Source organism: Bradyrhizobium sp. CIR48, assembly GCF_014198315.1.
Taxonomy (GTDB): Bacteria; Pseudomonadota; Alphaproteobacteria; order Rhizobiales; family Xanthobacteraceae; genus Bradyrhizobium.
The window spans coordinates 855,746-882,316 of sequence record NZ_JACIHG010000001.1 but is presented as its reverse complement, the minus strand read 5'-3'; the positions used below and the strand labels follow the sequence as shown (position 1 = coordinate 882,316).

Genomic DNA, 26,571 nt, shown 5'->3' with positions numbered 1-26,571 from the left:
CCACTCCAAGCAGCTCAGTGGTTGCTCACTGGCAGCGAGCTGCCCAATCGGTCGACTGCGCCAGCAAGATCGGTGAGAGCCAGATCGGACTTTCTTCGTCGTAGTTCAGGCTTTCCCACGATGCGCGACAGGCTTTGCGGAACGCGACGCAAACGGACCGCGTCTTGTGGAGTTCGTCATAGAACTCTCTGGCGAACTGCGGCGCGCGTTCGTCCTCGACATTCCATCGGAAGCCCAAGGCGTAGGGGATTCCGTTCATCACCAGTTGCTGAACGCAGCCCTTCGAGATGCCACGGCAGGCCGAGAGGTAGACCAGTGTTGTCGTTGAAAGCCCGTCGGATGCCGCCACCCTGTCGAGCTTCAGGCCGACCGCTTGCTGCGGTTGCAGTCCGGGAAGGACGAGGGTTGCGGTTTTCTGGCCATCGCTCCAGGCGTGACCGGCGTAGTGGAGAATGGTCGGCCGGAATGCGTCGAGCTGCTTCAGCAGATAGGGGGCGGCCTCGCCCGGAGGGGCGTCCGACAAGTTGACGACCTTCAAATCGAAACAGCCCGCGGCACCCAGCTCTGTCACGTGCTTCAGTTCGGTATCGATATTGCCAAGCTTGTCGAATTTCTTGCCATCGCAGATCGCGCTGTCGAGCTTCAGATCGGGATGTTCGCCGATCTGAGAACGAACGAACATCAATTTTGCGCCCGGTTTGATCCGCGCCCGCTCACTGGCCCTTCCGCGGACAAAGGATGGAATGCGCCGGACGATCGGCGCATAGAGCAGCACGAATGGCCCATTTTCCTCCGAGAGATAACGTACACTCGCCTCGAAGGGCACCGGATAAAAGCCGGCATCGCTGATGACGAACCGAAACGACAGTCCCACCAGCCCGCCCGCGGACTTCTCGATCTGCGAGAACAGATGTTCGCCGATCGCTTTGACAACGAAGCTCTTGAACAAGCGTGTTCCGATGTCCCGCGTTTGGCCGAGCCAGTTGTTCAGCGGCATCTCATCGCGCGCATAAGTCTGAGCGGCAGATTTGAGGTCATCGAGATCGCTGATGGTGTTCCAGCGAAGCATAGGAGAACCGTCTTCACCCGTTCCGAGCCGGCATTCCACCTTGGCGCTATGGATTTCGATCTCGATCACGCGGAACGCGCCCGGAATCGCATCCGTCTCGTCGGGATGCCCGGTGAGCATCGCAATGAACGGGCGCAAGATCCGATGCCGGTGCAGCTGCAGCGCGTCCATCGGCAGGATCAACGCATTGCCTGCTGCTCGGCACTCTTCCTCCAGGTCCGCGCAGGTTCCGAACGAAGGTGCGATGACCAGCACGGAGGTGTGGGGGTCCTGGGCCAGGACCACGGTGTTGAGCACGTGCTTTGCGCCAAGGGTCGTGCGTGTGTCGAATACGGCGCTGGGGTCAGTCGGCAACCGGGCGTCGAGCACGAGCAATTCAGTCTCATTCGCGATGAGCCACTCGCTGGTCTGGTCCGGGGTCATCAGAGGCTTGTCGTACAAGTCCTCCAGGGCCACTCCGGCCGCGAGCAGATGTCCCCGCAGGGTTTCGAACATGCTTGGTTCGGCGGTGGCTATGGCAATCTTTGCTGTCATACCGGTGCCTCCTGCGCGCACAATGGCAGGTTGAACTCGAATCCCGCGCCGTCCAGCTCGATCAGATCGCCGTCGTGCTGTTCGGCAGCCTTGCGAATAGCCTCGACCGCGACGCTGGCCATCTGCCGTGCTCGGTGCTGGCTCTGCTCGATCGGGTCCGCCGCCGACGGTGCCAGAGCGTCGGTAATCGTCGCGGGCAGGCGCATGGACACCGAGAGGCGATGCGGCGGCCGTTCCGCGATCGTCACGGTCAACCTGTCGTTCGGCGTGATGCGCAACAACAGCAGAGAGCTGAGGGCGGAGCGAAATGCAAAGCTCAACCTCTTCGTCCATCCCTTGACCAACACCGGATGACGCATCGCAATCTGGTCGACGAGGTCGATCGCGGCACGATCCTCGACGGGAAGGCCTTCGACCTCGTGATAAAGCACTTCCAATACGTCGAATTTCTCGGGCGCCTCCTGCGGCGTCTGCTGAACGGTCAGACGATCGGACAGACGTTCGAAAGTCAGGTCGGCCCTCAGCAGGTGGTTGGCGGCCTGCTCGAGCAGCTCGGCGCAATTTCTCATGAGCTCTGGTTTGCTCAGGAGCGATGCGGCGCCGCGCAGCAGGCCGTCGGCCATCAACAGTGGGGCGCGGGTCTCGCGTGCAACGGCCGTGACGGTCTCTTCCAGATATCCCCAGTCGCTCTCCCGGCTTTGGTCCGCAAGGCTGGTAAACAGCCAGAGTTGATGACCATAATCGTCATTCAACGGCTCGCGATTTGCGAGAGTCGTCAGCTCGGTGCGCGGTGCGTCGCCGATCGTCAGGTGGATGTGAAGACGGTGCTGGATCCCGCATTCCGACAGTTGCACGGAATCTTCGCTCCGGGCGCCAAATGACGAGAGCTTCTTGTCACGCGCCTGGCCGAAGATGTTCTCGGCTGCTCCATTCATGTGGCAGATCGTCCCAACGGCGTCCACGATGACGGCCGCCTGCTCGATTCTATCCATGAGCGCGTGCTCGATCGCTTCGTGCCAGCGAGCCGCAAAGATCTGTTCGCAGTCGGCGGCGAGGCCACTTGCCGCGTCCTGATCAGGCCCACGGAACGCGTTGAACTCCGATGATTCCATGTCCAGGATCAGTTCGATCTTGCCATTCACGAACAGGGGGACGGTCATGGCGGATCGCTGATCGGGTGCGGTTTTGATGAAGCCGTAGTTCCGCTCGGTATCGCCGATGTCTGGAACAACCAGAATGTTCCCCTTGGCCAGGCAGCTGCCGAGCATGCCGCTGGACAGCTCCTGGGTGTACTCGGCCCTGCGGTCAGGAGCTTTCACGAGCAGGTTTCGGTCGTTCTTGACGTGCTCGGCGACCAGCACGAACTTGCTGCGGCGGCGATCGACCCGGAACACGCCGACATACTCCCAGCCCAGGCATTTCGTGGTGCCTGTGGCCAGCAGCTCGGCGATGGCGCGTGCGCTCGCTGCCTTGTTCAAATCGTCCTTGAGTTTGCGCAAGGCGCGCGCCTGGGCGTGTTCCATGGCGGCGTCTGCGGCCTGCAAAATCTCCTCGACGCCGAGATTTTGCAGCGTGCGCAGGTCCGAGGCCGTGTATTTGTGCTTGCGGGACAGCAGAGCCAGAGAGCTTCCAAACCGGCCTCCGGCTTTGCGGATCGGCAATACGATCATCGACTCGAATTCGTCGGCGATGATGGCCTTGCTCACCGGGTTGTCCATTTCCTCCGGATTGAGGCGCTCGACGAACGCGGCCAAATTGTTGTCCCACGTCTTGCCCTGCTCGAGCCAATCGATCACGCCGGGCGGCACCTTGAACCAACGCGTGCTCCACTCCCAGCTGGGTCTGGGAAAGACGGTGACCGCTCGCCAATAATCGCTGAGATCGTTGTAGACCCCGAACGTGCTCATTTCGAACGGGATGACTTTGCCGATGGCCTGAAGCGTTGCCTCGATGATCTCTTGCGGATCATCGTGCTCGGCTAGAATCGTCTTGAGCTCACGACGGGCGCGATCTTCGGCAAGAGGAGCGAACAGCACCAATAACCCGGCCGAGCTGTTCGGTGCTTCCATGTAGGGCGTTCCGCTAACCCTTGCCAGAACGGAACGACCGTCTTTCGGGCGGAGCCTGACGAAGCTCGAGAAGCCCGTCTGCTTGGTGATCCATTCGGCGAACGGGTCCGTCGCTCCCTCGTCCTCGGGTCCGAATACGATGGAGAGCGACATCTCTTTGAGTTCCGGTTCCGAGAAGCCCAGAACCTGCACCGCGCGCTCGTTCGCGAACCGGATCTTGCCTGTCAAGTCGGTGCGGAGCACGCCATCCTGCAAGGCATCGAGGCGGCTCTGTTCAGCGCTCTGGTCAAGCAGGAGGGCGTAATTGCCCGGCTTTCCATCCTCGTCGCGCAACGGGCCAATCTCGACTCTGACCTGACGAACCGTTTCGTCGGTCTGGATGTCTGCGCGCAAACTCGTGTTGTGATTTGCCCGGAGGGCCATGCACACATCGGCTGCACGGGGTCCGAACAATCCGGAGAAAGCAGCGCCGCGCCTGCCGGGAATGAGCTTGTCGAATGCCGCATTCGAATAGACGATGCGGCCGTCGTTCGCCAGTTCGACGAAAGGAATCTCGCTGTAATGTGCGGCTTCATCGAGCGCGTCATACCGATCCGACAATACGCTCAGCATGGTATTTTGCGATTGCAGGATTTTGCCGACGGTCTGAGCGTCGAAACCGAACTCCGAAACCAGCATCCGCGCTTGCTCGTTGACCAGTGGCTGCAGCGCGGTCGTCAAACTTGTCTGCCGACTTCGGAGCGCGCCGATCACATGGCGTCGTATGCTTTCCTCCGACATCAACAAGCCGGGGCCCCAGTCACCTGAGACTAGCGATGGCGTCGCACGGAGTTCCTCCATAACAACCTCGCTCGCTACGCAACTATCGGCGCCGAAAGAAGATCGGCAGATGACTTTTTCAGTTTACTCAATCTCGGCGAAACGGTGCCGACTGCGCGGTAAACAGGTCGCAAAGGGTCTGGCGATCAATCCAGACTAGAAGCAACTTCGGCGGGCAGAGTATGAAATGGTTCACAATGGGGGCATTTTGAATCGAGCGGTCCTACGACACGAGGCCCCGGCTCGCATGGGCGGGGATAGCGACGACTATCCCGGCCAGTCGGATCATAGATTGCAGGCTGTGTGACGAAAACGTCAGCCTACCTGCGCCAGGTTGGCTCACGTGCAATCAGCGAGCGCCGCTCAATTCACCCGCGTCCAGGTCTGGCCGCCGCAGAACATGCCGCCGAAGGCGCAGCCCTGCACGCGCAGGCGGTCGGTGCCCTTCATCGCGATCGTCGAATCGTAGGTCGAGCCGGAGTTCGGATCGAGGATGCGGCCGGACCATTTCTGGTCCTTGCTGGGCTTCATGTTGATCAGAACCTGCTCGCCATTCTGGTTCGATTTGGAATCAACCGAGTAGCCGCAGAGATTGCTGCCGCATTGCTCGATGCGGACCTTGCCTTCCTTTTCCTCGGTGAGCCAGACGCCGAGCGGCGAACTGAGGTCGCGTGTGGCCGCGGCTGCCGGGGCCGGCGTGGCTGCGGCCGCCTGGACGGGAGCGGCGGCAGGCGCCGGAGCGGGCGGCGGAGGCGGCGCCGATGGCGCAGTAGCGACGGTCGGAGCGGGCGGTGGCGCCACGGTGGGCGCTGCCTGCTGCTCAGCGGGCGTAGGGGCCGGGGGCGGCGCAGGCGGCGGCAGCACGGCCGTATCAGCCGGCGCGTTGGTGGCGGTCGTGGTCGGCGGAGGCGCCGGCGGTGGTGGCGCAGGAGGCGGCGCCACGGCCGCAGCAGCCGCGGGCGCCTGCACGGCTGCGGGCGGGGCGGTGGGAGCGGGAGCTGGAGCGGCTGGTGCCTGCGGATCGACCGTGGCCTGCTGCGGCGCCTGGTCGTTCTTCTTGGCCTTCTTGGCCTTGGCCTGGCCGGTGTTGTCGTACACGCCGGGAATCTGCACCGTGCCGCGGTCCGGATCGATCCGGATGGTGCGTCCGCCATATTCGAAAGTGTACTGTGCTTGAGCAGCTGTACTCGCCAACAGGAATGCGGCCGCGGCCAACAGCTTCCTCATTTCCATCTCCTGAGCAGATAGTCCCGGACCGACGCTTACGCCTCGGTTCGTTCTTCAAAAGTGATCCAGATCACTGTCCTCGGTATAAGTCGTGCGCGTGCCGACCTTGGTTCAATAACGCCGAACTCTGCCCGGAGTTGGGCAGGGCGGCCCCGCTCCAATTTGGCGCGCCTGAGCGGCGAATTCAGCGCGCCGCGTCTACCTCCGCGGACAACCCGCATTGGCGGCCTGGTGGGCGCGGGCAAGCGCTGCGTCGTTCGCCTTATCGGCATGAACATCGACCGAACCAACGAGGCAGGCCTTTGTGCCATCGATCGCGAACACGGAGAGCTCCTGGAGCTCCTTCTCATCCTCGCCGACCTGTCGCCAGGTGCGGATCACCGCGGCCCTTGGCACGCCGGCTCGCATGATCCATTGCACCTTTTCGCCGAACGACTTTCCGGCGCCGCGCCATTGCGCGGTCGGCCCCGACACCTTCACGATTGCGCTCCGAGGCGCAATCGTGACCGATACGATGTTGCCTTCGTCGGCAAAGCTCACCACGTAACCGGCCGGACCCGGGCAGGTCCACAGGCCGAGTTCATTTGTCGACTCGTCCTTGCAGGCCGGCCCTGTCGCGGGCGTGAACTTCGTCTTCGCGACCGCACCGTGGACCCCGCCGATCCCGAGCGCGATTGCGATTGCCAATTCCCGTCGCATTGCTAGTCGAACCACGCTGCATAGATCTTCTTGTAGCTGCCGTCTTCCATCGAGATATGCAGCCATTGGTCGACGAAGGCCTTCAGCGCCATGTCGCGCTGGAGCCAATAGGCCTTCTCGGAGAAGTCGAACGGCTTTTCGGGATGCACCGCGCAGAGCACGCCAGCGTGCTGCTTCTGCTGGTAGCGCGTCTCGGAGGCGTCCGTCATCATCAGATCGGCGTTGCCCTTGGCGATCTCGTCGAAGATCACGGTATTGTCGGAGAAGACGGTGATCTCGGCGTCCTTGATGTTGGCACGCGCAAAGCGCTCGTTGGTGCCGCCGGGATTGACGATCACGCGGGTGCCCTTCTTGTCGATATCAGGGAGCGTCTGGTACTTGCCGACGTCGGCGCAGCGCGCGATCGGCGTCTTGCCTTCGCGCATGATCGGCGTCGAGAAGAAGCCCTTCTTCTGCCGGTCGAACGTGACCGATACGCCGCCCATGGCGATGTCGAACTGGTCGGCCTCGAAATCCTTCATCAGCTTCGGCCAGGCAGTCGGAACGAACTCGACCTTGACCCCGAGCGCCTTGCCGAGCGCCTCCGCCATGTCGACGTCGAAGCCGCTGAATTTTTGCGTCGCCTTGTCCAGATAGGTGAAGGGCTTGTAGTCGCCGGTCATGCCGACGCGCAAGGTGCCGCGCTTGACGATCTCGTCGAGGCGCGAGGGCGCCTGCTGCGCGTGGGCCGAAAGGTTTGCCAGCAACGCCACGGCCGCGGCCGCCAAGATTCGAACAGCCATCCGAACGATCATGTCTTTTCCACCCCTGCGCGAGCTGTCATTGTGCAGCTCTTGAGGGGTGGATTTAGACCAGATGCCAGTCGCTGGCGAGATGGAATTGAAGGGAATCTGGACGTGACGATCTCGATGTACGAGGCCTCTGTCGGCCTCTTCGTCCCGCATTTGCGCAACCTGTCGGGACTGCTCGACAAGGGCGTGGCGTATGCGGAGGCCCGCAAGTTCAATCCGGCCGTTCTGCTCGGGATGCGGCTGGCCCCGAACATGTACGATCTGGCCCAGCAGGTCGGCGAGGCCTGCCGGCATGCCGTGGTCGCCCCGGCCTTGCTGGCGGAGCTCGAGCCGGTGACGCTGCCGGCGCTGGAGCACGATATGGCCGGACTTCAGGCGCGGATCGCAACCTCGATCGAGTTCATCGAAAGCCTGCCGCGTGCGGAGATCGATGCGGCGGCGGAACGGAATGTCTTCTTCAGGCTGAAGAACGGGACCGAGCTGCCCTTCACCGGGCGAGCGCTGCTGCTGACGTTCAGTGTCCCGCAGTTCTTCTTTCACGTCACGACCGCCTACGACCTGCTGCGCCATGCAGGTGTCGAGCTGGTGAAGAAGGATTATTTGGGAAGGAAGTAGTTGCCGAGGCTCGGTGTGCACCTCTCCCTTCGGGAGAGGTGCACGGAGACCTGGGGTCGGAGCGCTAGGATTCGCCCTTGCGCTCGTAGTCGGCGAGCGAGCTGCGGCCGGCGATCTCGCTGCGCAGCTGCTCGAAGCGCCTGTTCGCCTCGTCCTGCTGGACGTCGACGAAATGCACCGCGGCCTCACTCGTCATGGGGCCGCTGACCACGGGCGTGGACTGTTCGCCGATGGTCTCGTGGACGTAATACTGGCCGTCATCGCCGCGATGGACCGTCCATTTCAGCCGGATCGTGACCATCGGGCCGGGGCCGACCTTGCTATAGCCATCGGCGTCGGTGTGCTCCGGCACCAGCGGCTGCTCTTCGACCATTGGATGCTCGTCGACTGACTGATGCTCGTCGACCGACGGATGCTCGTCGACAGCCGAATACTCATCGACGACCTGATGCTCGTCGGGGTCCACGTGCTCGCGCTCTCCGGCAACCACGATCTCCGTCTCGGTCTTGCGAATGACGAGGACGGGCTCGGGGTGCTCCAGGATGCTGGCGATGGTTGCCAGCGCGTGGTCGGTCGGGTCGATCTCTGACAAGGGGTTGATCCTCCAGCTCGGCACGGCCGGCTAGTCCTGTCCCGCTGCCGCCGCGCTTCCGTCACCATTACGCGCGCTTGATTAAGGCTGAGTTGGGGCTCGATCTGCACCAAAATGGGACGCATTCTGGCCTTCCGAAGGCGGGTGGACCAAGCATGATCCGGAAAAGTGCGCAGCGGTTTTCCGAAAAGATCATGCTCAAACAATAACTAAAGCGCGATGACGATTCATCGCGCTTTGTCCATCCGCTTTCGGCTTGTTCAGCCCAGCACGTCCTGATTGATGATGTTCTGCCGGATGGGATCGCCGTCCAGCACACTCAGGATGTTGCGCGCGGTCTGCTCGCTCATGCGGCTGACCGCCTCCACCGTCACGCCGGCGACGTGCGGGGCGATGATGACGTTGGGCAGCGCGAACAGCGCGTTGCTGACCGGCGGCGGCTCCACCTCGAACACGTCGATGCCGGCGCCGGCGAGCTTGCCGGAGACCAGGGCGTCGTACAGCGCGGCTTCCTTCACGATGCCGCCGCGCGCGGTGTTGATGAGATAGGATTTCGGCTTCATCCGGCCGATCCGCGCTGCATCGAACAGACCGAGGGTTTCCGGCGTCTTCGGGCAGTGGATGGTGACGAAATCGGCGTGAGGCAGCGCGGCGTCGAGGTCGGCGACGGGCTCGCAGCCGGCGGCCTTGATCTCGGCGGCTGGCTTGTAGGGATCGTAGACCTGCACGGTCATTTCCATCGCCAGGCACCGCTTGGCGGTACGGCTGCCGATGCGGCCGAAGCCGATGATCAGCACGGTCTTGCCGTACAGATCGAACGGCAGCATGCCGAGCCGGTCGGCCCATTTGCCGTCCTTGACGCAGGCGTGCAACTCGTTCGCGCGCTTGGCCAGCGTCAGCATCATGAACAGCGCCTGCTCGGCGACCGAGGGCGAGTTGGCGCTGCCCGCGACCATCAGCGGCACCTTGCGGCGGGAAAGGGCGGGCACGTCGACGGCGTCGTAGCCGACGCCGATGCGGGTCACGACCTTCATGTCTTTGGATGCCTCGAGCTCGGTCTCGCCGAAGGCGGTGGCGCCGAGCGCCACGCCATGGACCGGCGCATGGCTCTTCAGCAAGGCCTCGAAATCCCTGGCCGAGATCAGGTTCGCAAACTCGACGAGCTCGATATCGTCCCGCTGGGTGAGGAGGGCGCGTGCCCCTTGCGACAAAGTTTGTGTAACGAAAATCTTCTTCTTGTTGGTCGCCATCGTCCCCTGCCTGCGCGAGTTTCTTGGGCCGGCGTCACAACACGACGCCGGTCGCCTCGTTTAGCAGGTGCATGTTATTGAGGTCCATCGCCAAACGCATGGGTGCCCCGTCCTTGGCGCCGGCGTTGGGATCGACGCGGCCGCAGATCGGCGTGCCCTCGAGCCCGAAATAGACCAGGGTCTCCATTCCCATCGGCTCGGTGACGTCGAGCACGGTCTCGAAGGTCTCGACGCCCGGCCCCAGATGCGCATGCGACTCGGTGAGATGCTCGGGCCGCAGGCCGAGCAGCAGCTTGTCGGTGCGCGGCAGCGCGTTGTAGCGCGCCGCGCGGGCCGGCGGCAGCGCGAACGCGATGCGGTCGGTGAGCCGGATCTGGAGCGTGCCGCCGGCGTCCTCGAGCCGGCACGGGATGAAGTTCATGGCGGGCGACCCGATGAAGCCGGCGACGAAGCGCGTGGCCGGCTTGTGGTAGAGCTCGTTCGGGGTGCCGATCTGCTCGATCTTGCCCTTGTTCATCACCACCACACGGTCAGCCAAGGTCATCGCCTCGACCTGGTCGTGGGTGACGTACACGGTCGTGGTGCGGACCTTCTGGTGCACCTTCTTGATCTCGATCCGCATCTGCACGCGCAGCTTGGCGTCGAGATTGGACAGCGGCTCGTCGAACAGGAAGACTTTCGGGTTGCGCACGATGGCCCGGCCCATCGCGACGCGCTGGCGCTGGCCGCCCGAGAGCTGTTTCGGCTTGCGGTCGATCAGGTCGGTGATGTCGAGGAGGCGGGCGGCTTCCGTGACCCGCGCCTTGATCTCGGCCTTGGGATAATGCTTCAGGCGCAGCCCGAACGACATGTTCTCCGCGACCGTCATGTGCGGATAGAGTGCGTAGTTCTGGAACACCATCGCGATGTCGCGGTCTTTCGGCGGCACGTCGTTGACGACGTCGCCGCCGATCATGATGTCGCCGTCGCTGATGTCCTCGAGGCCTGCGATCATCCGCAGCGTCGTCGACTTGCCGCAGCCGGAGGGGCCGACCAGCACGATGAACTCGTGGTCGGCGATATCCAGATCGATGCCGCGCACGGCTTCGACGTCGTCGTAACGCTTAACCACTTTCCGCAAAGCAACGTCAGCCATGAGACATCAACCCTTTGTCGCACCGGCGGTCAGGCCGGCAATGTAGTAGTCCATCAGGAAGGCGTAGATGATCAGCGGCGGCGCCGCGCCGAGCAGCGCGCCGGTCATGATCTGTCCCCAGTTGAAAACGTCGCCCTTGATCAGCGTCGTGGTGATGCCGACCGGCAGCACCAGTTGGTCCACCGAGGTCGTGAACACCAGGGGATAGAGGAACTGCGCCCAGGACACGGTGAACGCGAAGATGGTTGCGGCGATCAGGCCGGGCAGCGCGACGGGGATGAAGATCCGCGTCAGGGTCTGCAGCCAGGAGGCGCCGTCGATCAGCGCGGCCTCGTCCAGCTCCTTCGGGATCGAGGCGAAATAGCCGATCATGATCCAGGTGCAGAACGGCACCGTCAGCGTCGGATAGATGAACAGCAGCACGTACCATCTGTTGAGCAGCGTGATGCCGGTGATGTCCTGGACCATTCCGAGCACCTTGAACAGGGGAATGAACAGAAGACTGTCCGGGATCAAATAGGTGAGGAAGACGCCGGTGGCCAGCGTCGCAGAGCCCCAGAACTTCATCCGGGCCAGCGCAAAGGCGGCAGGGATGCTGATCAGCATCGTGATGATGACGACCACGATCGACACGATCGACGAATTCCAGAAGAAGCGCAGGAACTGGTTCGAGCTCAGGAGCTCGACATAGTTCGACAGCGTCGGATGGAACACCCACCAGGGATTGGTCGCCGCCGATATTTCCGCGCTGCTCTTGAGCGAGGTGATCAGCATGTAGATCGGCGGCGTCAGGAAGAAGATCGCAAACAGCACCAGGAAGAAATAAGACCAGCGCAGCGCCCAGGTGCGGTCGCGGCTCATGCTGCCGTATTTGATCTTGCGGGAGGGGCCGGCCTTGTCGATTGCAAGCGTGCTCATCAGGCTTCATTCCCGCGTTTGTTGACATCGCGCAGGATGAAGATCGCTGCGACGGCGAGGATCGGCACCATGAACAGGGAGACGCAGGCGCCGAGCGGAATATCGCTGCTCTGGATGCCGACCTGGAATGCCCAGGTGGCGAACAGATGCGTCGTATCCAGCGGGCCCCCGGACGTCAGGATGCGCACGATGTCGAAATTGGCGAAGGTCACGATCAGCGAGAACAGCGTCGTGATGGCGATGATGTTGCGCATCATCGGCAGCGTCACGTACCAGATCCGCTGCCACCAATTGGCGCCGTCGATCGCCGCGGCCTCATAGAGCTGTTCGGGCACGGATTTCAGCGCGGCGAGGTACATGATCAGGAAGAACGGCGCGCCGTACCAGACGTTGACCAGGATGACGGAGAAGCGCGCCCAGAAAGTGTCGCCGAGCCAGGGGATCGGACCGACGCCGAAGAAGGACAGCGTGTAGTTGAAGGCGCTGTAGGAGGGATCGAACAGCCACAGCCAGGCCAGCGTGCTCATCGCCGGCGGAATCACCCAGGGCACCAGCAACATGCCGCGCCATTTCCGCTGCTTCTTGCCCGGAATGTTGTGGACGAAATGCGCGACGATGAAACCGATCAGCGCCTTGAAGACCACCGCGGTGATGGCGAAGATGCAGGACTGCCGCACCACCATCCAGAACGTCTCGCGCTTGAACAGGAAGGTGAAGTTGCTGAGGCCGACGAACTTCGTCATCGCCTTGTTCAGCGTCGCGAGGTACACCGAGTAGAAGGCGGGGTAGAGCACGAGCAGGACGATCAGAAGGATCAGCGGAAGCGTCAGGAAGAACGCCACCGTCGATTTCCGTCCGAGCGCGTTGCGCAGGCTTGATCCCTTCCGCGCGCCCCTTGCACGGACGGCGCGACCTTGCTCGACGACGACATCGGCCATCTCAGCTTCCTTGAATCAGCTCTATTGGATCTACTTCTTTGTCCAACCGCGAAGCCGGCCATTGGGGTCGGCTTCCCGGCCATGCGAATTCGATGACGGGATGCAGGCGGCTCACGCAGATGGCGTGAACCGCCCCGCACACCCCACCTAGCTCCGCATGAAGCCTTCGCACTCGCCCTCGGCCCAGGCGAGGGCCTGATCCATGGTCTCGCCGCGTGCAAAACGCAGCGCCATCTTGGTCAGCGTCGCCTGGAAATAGATCTGCTGCGCGATCTTGGGCGGTGCCGGGGACGCCGCGATCGACAGCGTCTGATGCTTGTAGGGATCGGGATAGTGGAAGAGCGTTCCCTTCGGCGGCCCTTCCTCTTCCCATGTCTTGAGCTTGGTCATGTTGGCGTAGGCCGGCAGGTCGTAGCCGCCGCTCACCGCGACGAACTTCTCGATCGACGATGGCGAGGACATGTGAACGAGCAGGCTCTTGGCCGCCTCCTTGTTCTTGCCAAAACTCCAGACACCCCAGAAATAGGGCAGGTACGGTGCAAACCGGCCCTTCGGACCGGACGGGAATCCGTGCGTCCAGCACTGCTCGGCAACCTGCGGCGCATCGCGCTTGGCGACGGCCCAGGCGCTCGGCGGATTGAGGATCATCGCGCCGCGGCCGGAGATCAGCCATTTGTTGTTGGAGGCGTCGTCCCAGGACGGCGCATCCGGCGGCAGGAAGGCGATCAGCTTCTTGTAGAACTCCATGGCCTGGCGTACCTGATCGGTCTTCACCGTAATGTCGCCCTTGGCGTTGACGAGCTCGGCGCCGAACGACTGGAAGATCGCGCCGGCGGTGTCCACGCTGTCGGTGGTCTCGCCGAGACCGATGCCGAACGGAACGCCGGCCTTGTGGCAAGCCTCGGCTGCCTTCAGGAAGGTCTCCATGGTCCAGTTCTCGACCTTGGGCGGGCCGCCGACCGGGTACATCTCCTGCACGTCGATGCCGGCATGCTTCTTCATCAGGTCAATGCGGGAGCAGGGACCCTTGATCTGGCTGCCGGGTGTCGCGGGCACTGCGAGCCATTTGCCGCCCGACTGCCCGAGATATTTGACCGTGCCGTTCACCTCACCGTTCTGCTTGAGAAGCGGCTCCATGACGTCGTTGAGCGGCTCGAGATTCTCGGCATAGGCCTGCGGCCACCAGCTCGGCATCTGCAGGATGTCATGACCAGACTTCGCCTGGGCTTCGGCCGCAGCGGTCAGCTCGATCTTCTTGTTGTTGCTGGTGATGTAGTCGATGGAGACTTCGACCTTCTCCTTCGCGGCCCATTCGTTGACGAGGTCGGTCGAGGCCTTGTTGGCGCCCGGCACCCAATGGTCCCAGAAACCGATCGAGAGTTTGCCGGCGGCGTAAGCGCCCCGGACATAGGGCGCTGTGATCAGCGCCGCGGAGGACATTGCAGTGGCAGCCACAAATTGACGTCGCGTCAGTGTCTTGCGTGACATCTCGTTTCCTCGCCTGGGTGTTTGTTGTTGGAGTTTCCTCTAAGACTTCTTTTCCGAGTTCTTGTTGTTGGATTTTCTTATTGATGCCGTCGGCCCAGGTGAACAATTCACGCAGGCCGCAGCAAATTGGTAGCGCGATCAGATCATGATTGACCGCGTCTGTCGAGAAAGCCGAACGGCTCGCGCCTAGAACTAACGTTGCGTCCTCGAACGCGGCAGCGCCGTGCCGGTGGTGAGCTGCGATCGCTTGTTTTGCGACGCACACGTCGCGAGAGCCGGCCTGGAACGATCCGTGCGCAATTACGCCGCAGTTTCGAATAAGCCTGCATAACCGCTTCGCGCGAAAGACTTTTCGGGCGTGGACAGCATTCGGCCGCGTCTGGACCGCGAAGCGGCGGAAACGATAGAGTTGCAGCTGGCGGGTGACTCCGCCCCAACACGCCAGTCAGATCGACGATGGAGACGAGAATGATCAACCCGGCGCCGTCTGCGCGGCTTCACATGCGGCGATGGTTCGCACTGGGGGCCGTGCTTACGCTGCTGCTCGGTGCGGCCGCAGTGGCCCAAGCTCAAGGCCTGGTCAAAGGCGTTCAGGACGGCGCGGCGGCCGGAAACAAGGCGGCAGGTCCCGTCGGTGGCGTGCTCGGCGGTGCAATCGGCGGCGTGGTCGGCGTTTTCACCGGCGTGCTCGGCGTCGGCAATAACAACGGCAATCAGGCCCCGGCCGCCAGGGATGCAGGCAAGGATGCCAAGCAGCAGGGCGCGGCCAAGGACAAGGATGCCAAGGACAAGGATGCAAAGGGCGCCAAAGCAGGCAAGGGCGCCAAGGCGAGCAAGGAGGCCAAGAACGCACCGCAGGGCAAGGACAATAAGGATGTCACCGTCCTCACCCAGACCGGCGCGCCGCAGCAGACCGCCGAGCAGATCGTCGCCAACAGCGATTCCTATATCGAGCGGATCAAGACTCAGCTGAATCTTACGGCTGATCAGGAGAAGCACTGGTACGGCTTCTCGAGCGCAATGCACTACCTTGGGCATAATGGTGCAGAGCGGCTCAACTTGCGGGTTGCGCGCGCCAAGCGGGATCCGCCCGACGACATTATCGAGCAGATGCGAAACGAGGCGCAGTTCCTGATCGACCGCGCCGCCGACCAGCGCAATGTCGCCGACGCCGCCGAGCCGCTTTTTTCGAGCCTCGATGACAAGCAGAAGCAGGTCTTCATTCAGGAGATGGTGCGGCTGAGCCACGAGCGCGGATTGGATTGATCAAGTTGAATCGGATCGGGCGCGTCTGAATTAACGGAGCCGGCCACGAATTCGTGAATCCTCTCCAAAGTTGAGGTATGATTATCTTCGCAAGCTGACTGCGGGGTTGATATGGCGGACGGACTCTCCGTTTTCCTGGTCGAAGACGAGGCGTTGATCCGGATGATGATCGCGGACATGGTGACGGAACTCGGCCACCACGTCGTTGCGGAAGCGGACAATGTCCGGGACGCCAGCGCGTTCGCCATGACCGCGCAATACGATATGGCCATCCTCGACATCAACCTGATGGGCGTCTACGTCGATCCCGTCGCCGACCTGATCGAACGTCGCGGAAAGCCGTTCATGTTCGCCACGGGGTACGGTCCGGAATTGCTGCCGTCCTTGCTCAGACGCAGGCCGATCCTGCGCAAGCCGATCGCTATGGATCAGCTCAAGGCGATGATCGATTCCATGTTTCCGGGAGCCCCGGCCAAAGCGCCGCACTGAGTGAAGGCGAAGGCGCCGCACTCGTGACGGCGAAGACGCCGCACTGAGATAGCCCAACGAAAATGGCCGCCCGGCAGGGGCGGCCATTTGGCTGCAGGATTTGTCGTGGTCTCAGATCAGGCCGGCGCCGAGGTCGATGCCGTACGCCATCAGGCCGAACGAGGCGACCAGGCCCGTGCAGCAGAACAGCAAGATGGTCTTGAAGGACGAATCGGCGAAACGCGTTTCGACGACGGCCGGCATCGCGGCGATCGAAATCATGCTCATGTCATTGCCCCCTTGTTGACCCTGAATTGCATCAGGTGAGGGAACGCTAGGGCAAAAAGCTTGACGTCAGATTGGGGGACATCCTTAACGGAGTCCCAATCGGATTCCGCAATTCTCCGGCGCTGCGGGCCGGATTGCAAGTCTCAGTTGCGGCCGTTCTTCAGCACCCTGGCAATGGTGTGGGCCGTCATGGCCGCGCGGTCGGAAGCGCGCTGGGCGGCCAGCCGGTCTCGGGCCTTTTCCTCGATCAGAAGGTCGATCAGCGCCAGCCGCTTGTCTTCGTCGTCCGCCTCGCTCAGCAGGCGATGATAGCGGTGGTAGTCGAAACCAAAATCCTGCTTACGCATGTCACGCCCCCGCAACTACGCCACACACAAACACACGGCAGGATTGTTTCTCATCCGGAACACGCAGGCAAGCACGTTCATGTATGGAACCGCGCGTGCGCGGCAATCAGCTGTGCATTAATGGAACCGTGACCAGGAAGGACGACCGAACTTCAGTTTGGATTTGAGTCGGCGAACATCTTCAGGCCGACGAAGCTCGCGTCTGGCTTCGCCACGAGCTTGGTCGGGATGTTGCGCAGATAGTCCTGGAAGCGCCCCTTGGCTTCGAAGCGCGCCCGGAACGCAGAGGCGAGAAGGAACTCGGGGAAACGCGGCACGATTCCGCCGGCGACATAGACACCGCCGCGGGCACCGAACGTCACCGCAAGATTGCCGGCGACCGAGCCAAGGATGGCGCAAAACATCTCCAGCGTTGCGCGGCTGACGGGACAGGTGCCTTCCATCGCGGCCTTGGTGATGGCGGCAGCATCGCGATGCGGCACCTGGGCGCGGTCAACCTCAGCCAAGGCCTCGTAGAGGTTTTGCAGCCCGGAACCCGAGAGCGCGCCGCGTTCGATGGAGACGTGGCCAAGGCGGCGGCGCAAGCACGCAATCACACGTTCCTCGCGCTCGTTCTCCGCCGGCAGGGTCGCATGTCCTGCTTCGGTGACGACGGCGAGGCGCGCGCCATGGCGCTCGACCAGACAGGAGACGCCAAAGCCGGTTCCGGGGCCAACCACCAGCAACGGCTCTCCGGCGAGGCCATTTTGTCCGCCGAGCGGGATCAGATCCGCAGGCTGCAAGGCGGGCAGGGACCAGGCCACCACCTCGAAATCGTTGAGCACATGGACGCTGTCGAAGCCAAGAGCCGGCTGCAACTCGTTGCCGTCGATGACCCAGGGACTGTTGGTCATGATGCAGCGGTTGTTGGTGACGGGGCCCGCCACGGCCAGCACGGCTCTTTGCGGCTGCTCGCCCTCTGATCGGCGCGTCAGCACGTCCGCGATGGCTTCCCGGACGGTCGGGAAGTCGGCGACCTTCACATAATCGATCGGTCCGGTCTGGTCGCCGCTGCCTAAGTCGCCGTGGCCCAATTCGCTCCGGATCAGCGCGAAGCGCGCATTGGTGCCGCCGATATCGGCGAGAAGTATCTGTCCTGTCTTGCCGATATTCATGACTTCGTGGCCGCCGCCGCCTTGCGGCACGACAACCCTGTCCTCCAGTCCTTCGACCCGGTCCGCGCAGTCACGGACAGTGCGAGAATCCGCCCTTGGGTGCGCCTAGTCAACACGGACGAGGCCAAACCGTTGCATCATGGCGGCCGTCTGGCGACCAATTCGCACGGCGCGGGCGGTTGCGAAGCTGCGCGGGAAGGCCGACACTCAGGGGACTTGTCCGGTGCCGGCGCGCCGGGCACATCGAATGAGACCGGCGATGAAGATTTCCGACCGCGACGTGCTGCTGGCGATCGACGTGCAGAACGATTTCTGCACCGGCGGGGCGCTTGCCGTTCCCGGCGGCGAAAAGGTCGTCCCTGCCATCAACCGAATCGCCCAAAAATTCGCCAATGTGGTACTGACCCAGGACTGGCATCCGCGCGACCACGTCTCGTTCGCGCCGAACCATGCGGGCAAGCAGCCGTTCCAGACCATCGAGCTCGACTACGGCACTCAGGTGCTCTGGCCGGCGCACTGCGTGCAGGGTACCTCCGGGGCGGAGTTCCATCGCGATCTCGACGTCGTCAGGGCGAGCCTCGTGGTGCGCAAGGGCTTTCGCCGAGGCATCGATTCTTATTCGGCGCTGTTCGAGAACGACAAGCGGACGCCGACGGGCCTGCTTGGATATTTGCGCGAACGCGAGCTGAAGACCGTGTTCGTCGTCGGCCTCGCGCTCGATTTCTGTGTCCGCTTCTCGGCGGAGGATGCCCGCAAGGCAGGGTTCGAGGTCGCCGTCATCGAGGACGCCTGCCGTGGCATCGATCTCGACGGCTCGGTCGCTGCGGCCCATCGGAGTTTTCGCGACCTCGGCATCTCCATCGTGAGCCTCGAGGCGTTCCTGTGACGATCGTGAGATGGCCATGTTGAAGCAGACCGGCAAACAGAGCGGCGCACAGGGGCCTGCCCCAGACGACCCGCTGCTGTGGCCGTTTGCAGCGGCGCGCCTTGCGATGGACAGCTGCTTCTGGTGGCTGGAGCGCGGCCCCGCGGAGCAGGGCGACAGCACTCTGCCCTGGACGACGCCGAGCACCGTCGCGCTCGAGCTCGCGACCATGCGCCTGCGCGATTGCTCGCAGACGCGGTCCGGCCAGCCGGCGCTGGTCTGCGCGCCCTATGCGCTGCATCGGGCCCTGATCGCCGATTTCGCACCCGGCCACAGTGTCGTGCAGTCGCTGCAAACCGGCGGCATCGACCGGGTCTATCTCACCGATTGGCGGTCGGCGACGCCGGACATGCGCTATCTCTCGATCGACAGCTATCTCGGCGATCTCAACGTCGCCATCGACGAGATCGGCGCGCCGGTCGATCTGGTCGGCTTGTGCCAGGGCGGCTGGCTGTCGCTGCTTTATGCGTCGCGCTTTCCGGCCAAGGTGCGGCGGCTGGTGCTGGTCGGCGCTCCCGTGGATCTGTCGATCGAGTCCTCGTTGTGCCGGCTCACCCGCAACGCGCCCGAGATGGTCTACGACCAGCTCGTCGTACGCGGCGGCGGCAATGTCCGCGGCGAGGAGATGCTGCGCTTCTGGTCCAAGGCGCCGAACCGCGATGATATCGTAACGGCGTTGCAGAGAGACCTGTCGGACGAGGAGGGCGCGGCGCTGCTCGCGCGGTTCGACCGCTGGAACGCCGAGACGCTCGATCTGCCGGGCAAATATTATCTGGAGATCGTCAACCGGATTTTCCGGGAGAACCAGATCGCTAGCTGCAGTTTCGTCGCTCTTGGTCGCACGGTCGATCCGAGGGACGTCAAGGCGCCGGTCTTCCTGCTGGCCGGGCTCGACGACGAGGTCGTGCCGGCTGCGCAGGCGCTTGCCACTGCGGGTCTCCTCGGCACGGCGCCGGCCTTCATTGCGGCGGCTTCCGAGCCGAGCAATCACCTCGGCCTGTTCATGGGCGCGCGCACCCACGCGCATGCCTGGCCACGGATCGCCGCCTGGCTGCGCGACGATCTGTCCGGCGTGCTGGCCCGCAGCGCCTGAGCTCGCCAAGGTACCGGGCAGACCATGGCGCTTGGCAGACGGCGCCGGGCAGACCGCGGCGCAAATCCGTTATGCATGACGGCGGATGGCCTGCACGGGACCCGGTTGATGGGCTACATAGGGACTGGAGCTGACGGCTGCGGCAGCGAAGAGATTAAGGGTACTGCGCTCGATGACTTTCCACTCGATCTACGCCCACGGATTTGCGCGCGTGGCGGCCTGTGTCACCACGTCCCATGTCGCCGATCCCTCGGCCAACGCAAAGGCCGTGCTGGCGGCGGCCAATGCCTGCCATGAGCAGTCGGTGGCGGTCGCGGTGTTTCCCGAGCTGTGCCTGTCCGGCTATGCGATCGAAGACCTCGTCAAGCAGGATCCGCTGCTCGATGCGGTCGAGCGCGGCCTCGTAGGCCTCCTCGAGGCCTCCGCGGGACTGATGACGGTCCTGATCGTCGGAGCGCCGCTACGCTTTGGTCATCGCATCTACAATTGTGCCGTCGTCATTCACCGCGGCAACATCCTCGGCGTGGTGCCGAAGACCTACCTGCCGACCTACCGCGAATTCTACGAAGGCCGGCATTTCGCCTCCGGCGCCGGCATCGCCGGGGAGACGATCGCGTTCGGCGGGCTGCATGCGCCGTTCGGCGTCGACCTCTTGTTTGCGGCCGAGGACGTTCCGGGCCTCACAATCGGCGTCGAGATCTGCGAGGACATGTGGATCCCGGTGACGCCGGCCTCGGAGCTCGCACTTGCCGGCGCGAGCGTGCTGATCAATCTCTCGGGGAGCCCGATCACGATCGGCCGGGCGCGCTCGCGCGCGTTGTTGTGCCAATCGACGTCGGCGCGCTGCCTCGCGGCGTACGTCTATTCGGCTGCCGGGGCAGGGGAATCCACCACTGATCTTTCCTGGGACGGCCAGACCTCGATCTATGAGAACGGCGTGCTGCTGGCCGAGGGCGAGCGGTTCCGCCAAGGCGGCCAGATCACGCTGGCCGACGTCGATCTCGATCTGCTCAGGCAGGAACGTGCCTCGATGGGGACGTTCGACGACAACCGCCGCCAGCGCGAGGCGTTTTTCCGCAAGGTGACATTCGCGCTGAAGCCGCCGGCCGCCGACATCGGCTTCCTGCGCAACGTCGAGCGCTTTCCGTTCGTGCCGAGCGACGAAAGCCTGCTCGAGCAGGATTGCTACGAGGCCTACAACATCCAGGTCGCCGGCCTCGTGCAGCGCATGCGCGCCACCGGCACCAAGCGCGTCGTGATCGGCGTGTCGGGCGGGCTTGATTCCACGCATGCGTTGATCGTCGCCGCCAAGGCGGTCGACTTGCTCGGTCTGCCGCGTGAGAACATCCTGGCCTACACCATGCCCGGTTTTGCCACCGGCAGTGAAAGCAAGACCCATGCATTGGCGCTGATGCAGGCGTTGCAGACGAGTTGGCAGGAGCTCGATATCCGCACCACCGCGACGCAGATGCTGAAGGATATCGGCCATCCCTTCGGCAACGGCCAGAAGGTCTACGATGTCACCTTCGAGAACGTGCAAGCGGGCCTGCGTACGGATTACCTGTTCCGGCTCGCCAACCATCACGGCGGCATCGTCATCGGAACCGGCGATCTCTCCGAGCTCGCGCTCGGCTGGTGCACCTATGGCGTCGGCGACCAGATGGCACATTACAACGTCAATGCCGGCGTGCCGAAGACGCTGATCCAGCATCTGATCCGCTGGGTGATCTCATCGAAGCAGTTCAGCGACGACGTCAACCGGACGCTTGGCTCGATCCTGGTCGCCGAGATCTCGCCCGAGCTGGTGCCGGTCGAGCCCGGCGAGAAGCCGCAGAGCACCGAAGCATCCGTCGGCCCTTACGAGCTGCAGGATTTCAACCTGTTCTACACGCTGCGGTTCGGCATGCGTCCGTCCAAGATCGCCTTCATGGCGCAGCACGCGTGGAACGATGCCGCCAAGGGCGAATGGCCGCCGGCGTTCCCGCGGGACCGGCGCAAGGCCTATGATCTCAAGGACATCCGCCGCTGGCTCGAGGTGTTCCTGCGCCGCTTCTTCGCCTTCAGCCAATTCAAGCGCTCGGCGATGCCGAACGGCCCGAAGGTCTCGGCGGGCGGCTCGTTGTCGCCCCGCGGCGACTGGCGTGCGCCGTCGGATTCGAGCGCGGCGGCATGGCTCGAGGATCTCGAGCGGAACGTGCCGAACTGATCGGGACGGCGGATCGTTGGGGAGATGATCTGATGTCGGCAGGGGATGGAGCGGAAGCGGAGGAGGCCAGGGTCGTCAACGGCCTCTATATCTTCGACATCGAGATGCGCGACGGCAAGCGCGGGCAGGCGAGGGGCGTCGTCGTGCTGTGCGACGGACGCATCATGGGCGGCGACAGCTATTTCTACTACACCGGCACCTACACCTTCCGGAACGGCAAGTGGCGGGGCGATATGATCGTCAATCAGCACACCGAAGCGGTCGGCAGGACGCTTGCGTTCGGAGGCAGGGAGGTCACCTGCGGCTTCTCGGGCGACTACTCGGCCGGCGGCGCCGAGGTCGAAGGCATGGCGCTGGTCGGCAAGACCACCGTGACATTCACGGCCCGCCTCACATTGAAGGACGCGATGTAAGTCCGCTTGATCGGCCCTCGTTCCTGCTCAGGAACCTTCGCACCCACAGAACGTTCGCGTCTGTTGTTGCGAATTGTCGAGGAGAGGGACCATGCGTCAACACTTGATGTTATCGACTGCGGCCGTCGGGCTCATGCTCGCGTCCGGCATTGCCTACGCCCAGGCGCCCGGTGAGCGCAGAGACGAGCCAAAACGGACCGAGGAACCGGCGAAAGGCGCCGCGCCCCAGCGCGGTGGTGCAGCTCAAGAACGGGTTCAAGATCGCGCCCAGGGCGCACAAGAGAAAATGCAGGGAGCCGGCCGCGAGGAGAAGGGCGGCGGCCGCCGTGCAGACGAAGAGAAGGGACGACCGGGCACCGCCGCCGAACGCGGCCAGCCAAATGCGAAGGAGCAGTCACAGGAGTCCCGTGAGCCATCGCGAGATCGCAACCGCGAAGCCGACACGGCGAAACAAGGTCGCGAGACCGGCAAGAGCAGCGCCGAGACGAAGCAGGACAAGTCCGCGCCGCAGAAATCAACGGCCGAGACCGAGAAGTCCAAGACCGGCCCGGCCGGCCAGCAGAACGAGCGGACGGGAGCCGCGGCCAACCAGAAGGAGCAGAACCAGCCTCCGCGCAATGCGGCCGAGCAACAGCCGGCGCAACAGAACAACCGGCCGGCCACCGCGACGGACACGAACCGCGCGGCTCCGACCAACAATGCGCAAACCGCGCCTTCCGGCACGCAGACCAATCAAGCCAATCAGGCCACCCAGACCAACACACAGGTTGGTCAGCAGACCAGCGTGACCACCGAGAAGCAGGTGCGGATGTCTGAAACGGTGAGCCGTGCGCGGTTGGCGCAGCCGGAGCGCAACCTGAACATCTCGATCCGGATCGGCGAGACGATCCCGCCGCGCGTGCGTCTCTACCGGCTGCCGCCCGAGATCGTCACGATCGAGCCCCAATATCGGGATTACGAGTATTTCGCGACCGATGACGACGTCGTCATCGTGGAGCCACGGACGCATCGCATCGTCAGCCAGGTGCCGCGCGATCCGTCGCGAGCCCGCGCGCAGATGGGCGGCGCGGCCTCGTCGAACATGGCAGCCGCCGGAGGCGCGACGAGCAACAGCGTGAACTGTCAGGTCATGCGGCGTGATGCGTCGGGCAATGTCGCCCAGGCAGAGCCGGCAACTGTCGGCTCGACCGCGCGCACGGATTCGCTGAGCGTGACGGTTCAGATGCCGGATGGCAGCTCGTCCGCACCGGTCGCCCTTGGGGCGGCCGCCGGCAATATCGTGGTGGCGACGCAAGGGCAGGGCGACTGCACGGTGACGATCGAGCCGCAGACACGCTGATCGAAAGACGATTCTGAAACGACAACGCGCCGCCCGGTTGCCCCAACCGGACGGCGCGTTGCTGCGTTCAATCTGAAAGTTTCGAGGTCCGGAGTGCCTAGGAGTCCGGACCTCGTCACCTTGCCCCAGCCTTCAATCCCCCGCCTCATGTGGTCCCCCAACCCCATGTAGCGCGATCAGAGGGTGATGCCCGTGGAAGTGGCCGCCGATCGATGCACGCGATGTACGTGACATCGCGATAGGATTCCATTCCGGATCACTACGGGCATAGATACCGCTTGCCATGTGCCCGTTCTGCACCGGTGGTCTGATCGCAGTTGCATGATCCGCAGCAACGCGATCGGCAGAATGTCCACACCTCCTCGGCGCCGCTGAGCCTCGATTTCACGGGCCTGTCATTGAACTGGTCTAGCGCTGCTCCCGTCATCGCTGACGGCGAAGGAGCAAGCCATGTCGAAGCCGGTGCTGGGCGCCGCATTGTCCATCAAATCGATCCCCGCGCATCGCGACTGGCTTCTCGACCGGCAGCGCGATCTCGAAATCCAGGATTTCTTCCGCGCCGATCTCCTCGACAGCGATTGGCGCAGCACCGCCGGCGAGATCAAGCAGATGCTGGCGGGCCATACCGGCCGGCTCGGCATCCACGGCCCGTTCTGGGGCTTCAAGATCGACAGCCACGATCCCATGATCCGCCAGGCCGTGACCAAGCGCCTGCTCCAGGGCCTCGGTGCCGCCGAGTTCCTCGGCGCGACGCAGATGGTGATCCATTCGCCGTTCACGACCTGGGATCACAACAATCTCGATCTCTATCCTGACAATCGCGGCAATCTGGTCGAACGCGTCAAGGCGACGCTCGCCGAGGTGATCGCGCGCGCCGAGACCATCGGCTGCGAGGTTGTCATCGAGAACATCGAGGATAAGGATCCGCGCGACCGCGTCCGTCTCGCCAGGGCGCTCGAAAGTGCCAAGGTCCGCGTCTCGCTCGACACCGGGCATGCCAACTACGCCCACATCTCCACCGGTGCGCCGCCGGTCGACTATTACGTCGAGACCGCCGGCGACATGCTGACCCATGTGCATCTGCAGGACACCGACGGCTTTGCCGACCGGCACTGGGCGCCGGGCGAAGGCAACATCCCCTGGGTCGCCGTGTTCCGCGCGCTGGGACGGCTGACTTCCAATCCGCGGCTGATCCTCGAACTCCGCAACCACGACGACGTCCGCGCCGGCGCAGCCCATCTCGCTGCGCTCGGTGTTGCCGAATAACCGCATCATCTGGGGTTACCGCCATGAGCAAATTCACCCGTCGCACCATCCTGAAGACCGGCGGCGCCGCCGCAAGCACGCTGCTGCTGCCGCGTTTTGCCATCGCGCAGGGCGACAACCGTCCGTCGGTGACGATCGCCGTGCAGAAGGTGACGAATGCGAACGTGCTCGACGTGCTGCGTGAGCAGTCCAATGTCGGCGAGCGCGTGTTCTTCTCCTCGATCTGGGAAGGCCTGATCTCCAAGAACTGGCGCGGCAACCTCGAGGCCGTGCCCGGCCTTGCCACCGAGTGGCGCCGCATCGACGACCAGACCGTCGAAGTGAAGCTGCGTCAGGGCGTCAAGTTCCACAACGGCGACGAGATGACCGCAGAGGACGTCGTCTTCACCTTCAGCCGCGAGCGCATGTTCGGCGAGACCGAGGCCAAGAGCCGCTCGACCATCCAGGCCTTCGAGAAGATCCCGACGCCGCGTCCGGGCAAGGAATTGCCGCCGGACGTGCCGGCCGTTGCCCGCCGCATCTGGCCGGATCTCGTGCGCGTCGACGCCGTCGATAAATACACCGTGCGCTTCTACAACGCGACGCCCGACGTCACGATCGAAGGCCGGCTGTCGCGCTACGGCTCCGACATCATGAACCGCCGCGCCTGGGACGAATCCGCGAGCTATCTCGACTGGGCGCGCAAGCCGGTCACGACCGGTCCCTACAGGGTCGTCGAGCTCAAGCCCGACGTGTCGCTGACCCTCGAAGCGCATGACGAATATTGGGGCGGCCGTCCGCCGCTCAAGCGCATCCGCTTCCTCGAAGTGCCCGAAGTCGCGAGCCGCATCAACGGACTGCTCTCGGGCGAATACCAGTTCGCCTGCGATATCCCGCCGGACCAGATCGCCGGCATCGAGAAGAACGCCGCGTTCGAAGTGCAGGGCGGCACCATCCTCAACCACCGCCTGACCGTGTTCGACAAGAACCACGCCCAGCTCGCCAATCCCTTGGTGCGGCGCGCCTTCACCCACGCGATCGACCGCCAGGCCATCGTTGACAGCCTGTGGGCCGGCCGCACCCGTGTGCCGAAGGGGCTGCAGTGGGAATTCTACGGCGACATGTTCAACGCCGACTGGAGCGTGCCGGCCTACGATCCGAAGCTCGCGCAGGATCTGCTCAAGCAGGCCAATTACAAGGGCGATCCGATTCCGTATCGCCTGCTCAACAATTACTACACCAACCAGGTCGCGACCGCGCAGGTGCTGGTCGAGATGTGGAAGTCGGTCGGCCTCAACGTCCAGATCGAGACCAAGGAGAACTGGTCGCAGATCATGGAGCGCGGGTCGGCCCGTGCCGTGCGCGACTGGTCGAACTCGGCCGCCTTCAACGATCCCGTGTCCTCGCTGGTCGCCCAGCACGGTCCGAACGGCCAGCAACAGCAGATCGGTGAATGGACCAATGTCGAGCTGAACAAGCTCTCGGAGTTCCTGGAAACCTCGACCGACCGTGCCGCCCGCAAGAAGGCGTTTCGCCGCATGCTGGAGATCGCCGAGCGCGAAGACCCCGCCTACACGGTGCTGCACCAGAACGCGACGTTCACGGCCAAACCGAAGTCGATCAAGTGGAAGGCGTCACCGGCGTTCGCGATGGATTTCCGCGCCGGCAATTTCGAGGCCTGAG

24 protein-coding genes are annotated in these 26,571 nt (G+C 63.6%); 10 read left to right on the top strand and 14 right to left on the bottom strand.

All coding sequences use genetic code 11. The features are described 5' to 3' along the window. Nucleotides 1–25 precede the first annotated feature (25 nt). The 5 genes from GGD66_RS04315 to GGD66_RS04295 all read right to left on the bottom strand — a co-directional run bounded on the left by GGD66_RS04315 (nt 26) and on the right by GGD66_RS04295 (nt 7,199). On the bottom strand, nt 26–1,603 hold the full coding sequence (locus GGD66_RS04315; protein ID WP_092258052.1) for a CHAT domain-containing protein: 1,578 nt from the start codon (nt 1,601–1,603) through the stop codon (nt 26–28). Beyond that, the gene (locus GGD66_RS04310; protein ID WP_183256954.1) at nt 1,600–4,392 is read right to left on the bottom strand and encodes a PAS domain-containing protein; all 2,793 of its coding nucleotides are present in this window, start codon (nt 4,390–4,392) and stop codon (nt 1,600–1,602) included. Before GGD66_RS04310 ends, GGD66_RS04315 begins: the two co-directional genes overlap by 4 nt. A 462-nt stretch (nt 4,393–4,854) precedes the next feature. After that, nucleotides 4,855–5,718, bottom strand: coding sequence for a DUF2147 domain-containing protein (locus GGD66_RS04305; RefSeq protein WP_183256953.1), 864 nt, complete (start codon nt 5,716–5,718; stop codon nt 4,855–4,857). Between the two features lie 198 nt (nt 5,719–5,916). After that, entirely contained in the window at nt 5,917–6,405 is a 489-nt protein-coding gene (locus GGD66_RS04300) for a hypothetical protein (protein ID WP_183256952.1), read from the bottom strand. A gap of 14 nt (nt 6,406–6,419) precedes the next feature. Then, nucleotides 6,420–7,199: a transporter substrate-binding domain-containing protein gene (locus tag GGD66_RS04295; protein WP_092258061.1), complete on the bottom strand. Its 780-nt coding sequence runs from the start codon at nt 7,197–7,199 to the stop codon at nt 6,420–6,422. 126 nt (nt 7,200–7,325) lie between these two features. On the opposite strand from GGD66_RS04295, the gene GGD66_RS04290 reads away from it, so the two are divergent. Beyond that, nucleotides 7,326–7,823 (top strand): DUF1993 family protein, encoded by a 498-nt coding sequence (locus GGD66_RS04290; protein WP_183257148.1) that lies wholly within the window; start codon nt 7,326–7,328, stop codon nt 7,821–7,823. 64 nt (nt 7,824–7,887) lie between these two features. On the opposite strand, the gene GGD66_RS04285 is transcribed toward GGD66_RS04290, so the two are convergent. The 6 genes from GGD66_RS04285 to GGD66_RS04260 all read right to left on the bottom strand — a co-directional run bounded on the left by GGD66_RS04285 (nt 7,888) and on the right by GGD66_RS04260 (nt 14,144). Further along, nucleotides 7,888–8,415, bottom strand: coding sequence for a hypothetical protein (locus tag GGD66_RS04285; protein WP_177237172.1), 528 nt, complete (start codon nt 8,413–8,415; stop codon nt 7,888–7,890). A gap of 260 nt (nt 8,416–8,675) precedes the next feature. Then, nucleotides 8,676–9,665: a hydroxyacid dehydrogenase gene (locus GGD66_RS04280; protein ID WP_183230761.1), complete on the bottom strand. Its 990-nt coding sequence runs from the start codon at nt 9,663–9,665 to the stop codon at nt 8,676–8,678. Between the two features lie 34 nt (nt 9,666–9,699). Continuing rightward, nucleotides 9,700–10,800 (bottom strand): ABC transporter ATP-binding protein, encoded by a 1,101-nt coding sequence (locus GGD66_RS04275; RefSeq protein ID WP_018318005.1) that lies wholly within the window; start codon nt 10,798–10,800, stop codon nt 9,700–9,702. A gap of 6 nt (nt 10,801–10,806) precedes the next feature. Further along, nucleotides 10,807–11,718: a carbohydrate ABC transporter permease gene (locus GGD66_RS04270; RefSeq protein ID WP_018318006.1), complete on the bottom strand. Its 912-nt coding sequence runs from the start codon at nt 11,716–11,718 to the stop codon at nt 10,807–10,809. Beyond that, nucleotides 11,718–12,656 carry a carbohydrate ABC transporter permease gene (locus GGD66_RS04265; protein WP_018318007.1) on the bottom strand — a complete coding sequence of 313 codons (939 nt, stop codon included), beginning with the start codon at nt 12,654–12,656 and terminating at the stop codon, nt 11,718–11,720. The genes GGD66_RS04270 and GGD66_RS04265 overlap by 1 nt, the downstream gene beginning before the upstream one ends. Before the next feature lie 147 nt (nt 12,657–12,803). Next, complete coding sequence (locus tag GGD66_RS04260; protein ID WP_018318008.1) at nt 12,804–14,144, bottom strand: ABC transporter substrate-binding protein; 1,341 nt, start codon at nt 14,142–14,144, stop codon at nt 12,804–12,806. 468 nt (nt 14,145–14,612) lie between these two features. Here GGD66_RS04260 and GGD66_RS04255 point away from each other — a divergent pair, with 468 nt between their 5' ends. Then, on the top strand, nt 14,613–15,410 hold the full coding sequence (locus GGD66_RS04255; protein ID WP_183234301.1) for a Spy/CpxP family protein refolding chaperone: 798 nt from the start codon (nt 14,613–14,615) through the stop codon (nt 15,408–15,410). Between the two features lie 111 nt (nt 15,411–15,521). Then, complete coding sequence (locus tag GGD66_RS04250) at nt 15,522–15,899, top strand: response regulator (protein ID WP_179736711.1); 378 nt, start codon at nt 15,522–15,524, stop codon at nt 15,897–15,899. A gap of 111 nt (nt 15,900–16,010) precedes the next feature. Here GGD66_RS04250 and GGD66_RS04245 read toward each other — a convergent pair whose 3' ends face one another. The 3 genes from GGD66_RS04245 to glk all read right to left on the bottom strand — a co-directional run bounded on the left by GGD66_RS04245 (nt 16,011) and on the right by glk (nt 17,667). Then, nucleotides 16,011–16,166, bottom strand: a complete 156-nt coding sequence (locus GGD66_RS04245; protein WP_018318011.1) for a hypothetical protein — start codon at nt 16,164–16,166, stop codon at nt 16,011–16,013. A gap of 143 nt (nt 16,167–16,309) precedes the next feature. Then, a complete protein-coding gene (locus GGD66_RS04240; protein ID WP_018318012.1) occupies nt 16,310–16,513 on the bottom strand; it encodes a hypothetical protein in 204 nt (67 codons plus the stop codon). A 152-nt stretch (nt 16,514–16,665) separates the two neighbouring features. Beyond that, nucleotides 16,666–17,667 (bottom strand): glucokinase, encoded by a 1,002-nt coding sequence (gene glk, locus GGD66_RS04235; RefSeq protein WP_183257147.1) that lies wholly within the window; start codon nt 17,665–17,667, stop codon nt 16,666–16,668. Between the two features lie 247 nt (nt 17,668–17,914). On the opposite strand from glk, the gene pncA reads away from it, so the two are divergent. The 7 genes from pncA (at nt 17,915) to GGD66_RS04200 (ending at nt 26,570) form a co-directional block, all read left to right on the top strand. Further along, nucleotides 17,915–18,553, top strand: a complete 639-nt coding sequence (gene pncA, locus GGD66_RS04230) for a bifunctional nicotinamidase/pyrazinamidase (RefSeq protein WP_183256951.1) — start codon at nt 17,915–17,917, stop codon at nt 18,551–18,553. Between the two features lie 16 nt (nt 18,554–18,569). Next, entirely contained in the window at nt 18,570–19,685 is a 1,116-nt protein-coding gene (locus tag GGD66_RS04225; RefSeq protein WP_183256950.1) for an alpha/beta fold hydrolase, read from the top strand. 172 nt (nt 19,686–19,857) lie between these two features. Next, a complete protein-coding gene (locus tag GGD66_RS04220; protein ID WP_183256949.1) occupies nt 19,858–21,891 on the top strand; it encodes an NAD(+) synthase in 2,034 nt (677 codons plus the stop codon). Between the two features lie 32 nt (nt 21,892–21,923). Beyond that, nucleotides 21,924–22,304 (top strand): GrlR family regulatory protein, encoded by a 381-nt coding sequence (locus GGD66_RS04215; RefSeq protein ID WP_244550681.1) that lies wholly within the window; start codon nt 21,924–21,926, stop codon nt 22,302–22,304. 133 nt (nt 22,305–22,437) lie between these two features. Beyond that, nucleotides 22,438–23,643 carry a DUF1236 domain-containing protein gene (locus GGD66_RS04210; protein WP_246788761.1) on the top strand — a complete coding sequence of 402 codons (1,206 nt, stop codon included), beginning with the start codon at nt 22,438–22,440 and terminating at the stop codon, nt 23,641–23,643. A 450-nt stretch (nt 23,644–24,093) separates the two neighbouring features. After that, complete coding sequence (locus tag GGD66_RS04205) at nt 24,094–24,909, top strand: sugar phosphate isomerase/epimerase (protein WP_183256947.1); 816 nt, start codon at nt 24,094–24,096, stop codon at nt 24,907–24,909. Between the two features lie 23 nt (nt 24,910–24,932). Then, nucleotides 24,933–26,570 (top strand): ABC transporter substrate-binding protein, encoded by a 1,638-nt coding sequence (locus tag GGD66_RS04200; protein ID WP_018318020.1) that lies wholly within the window; start codon nt 24,933–24,935, stop codon nt 26,568–26,570. The last annotated feature ends 1 nt before the right edge of the window (nt 26,571 follow it).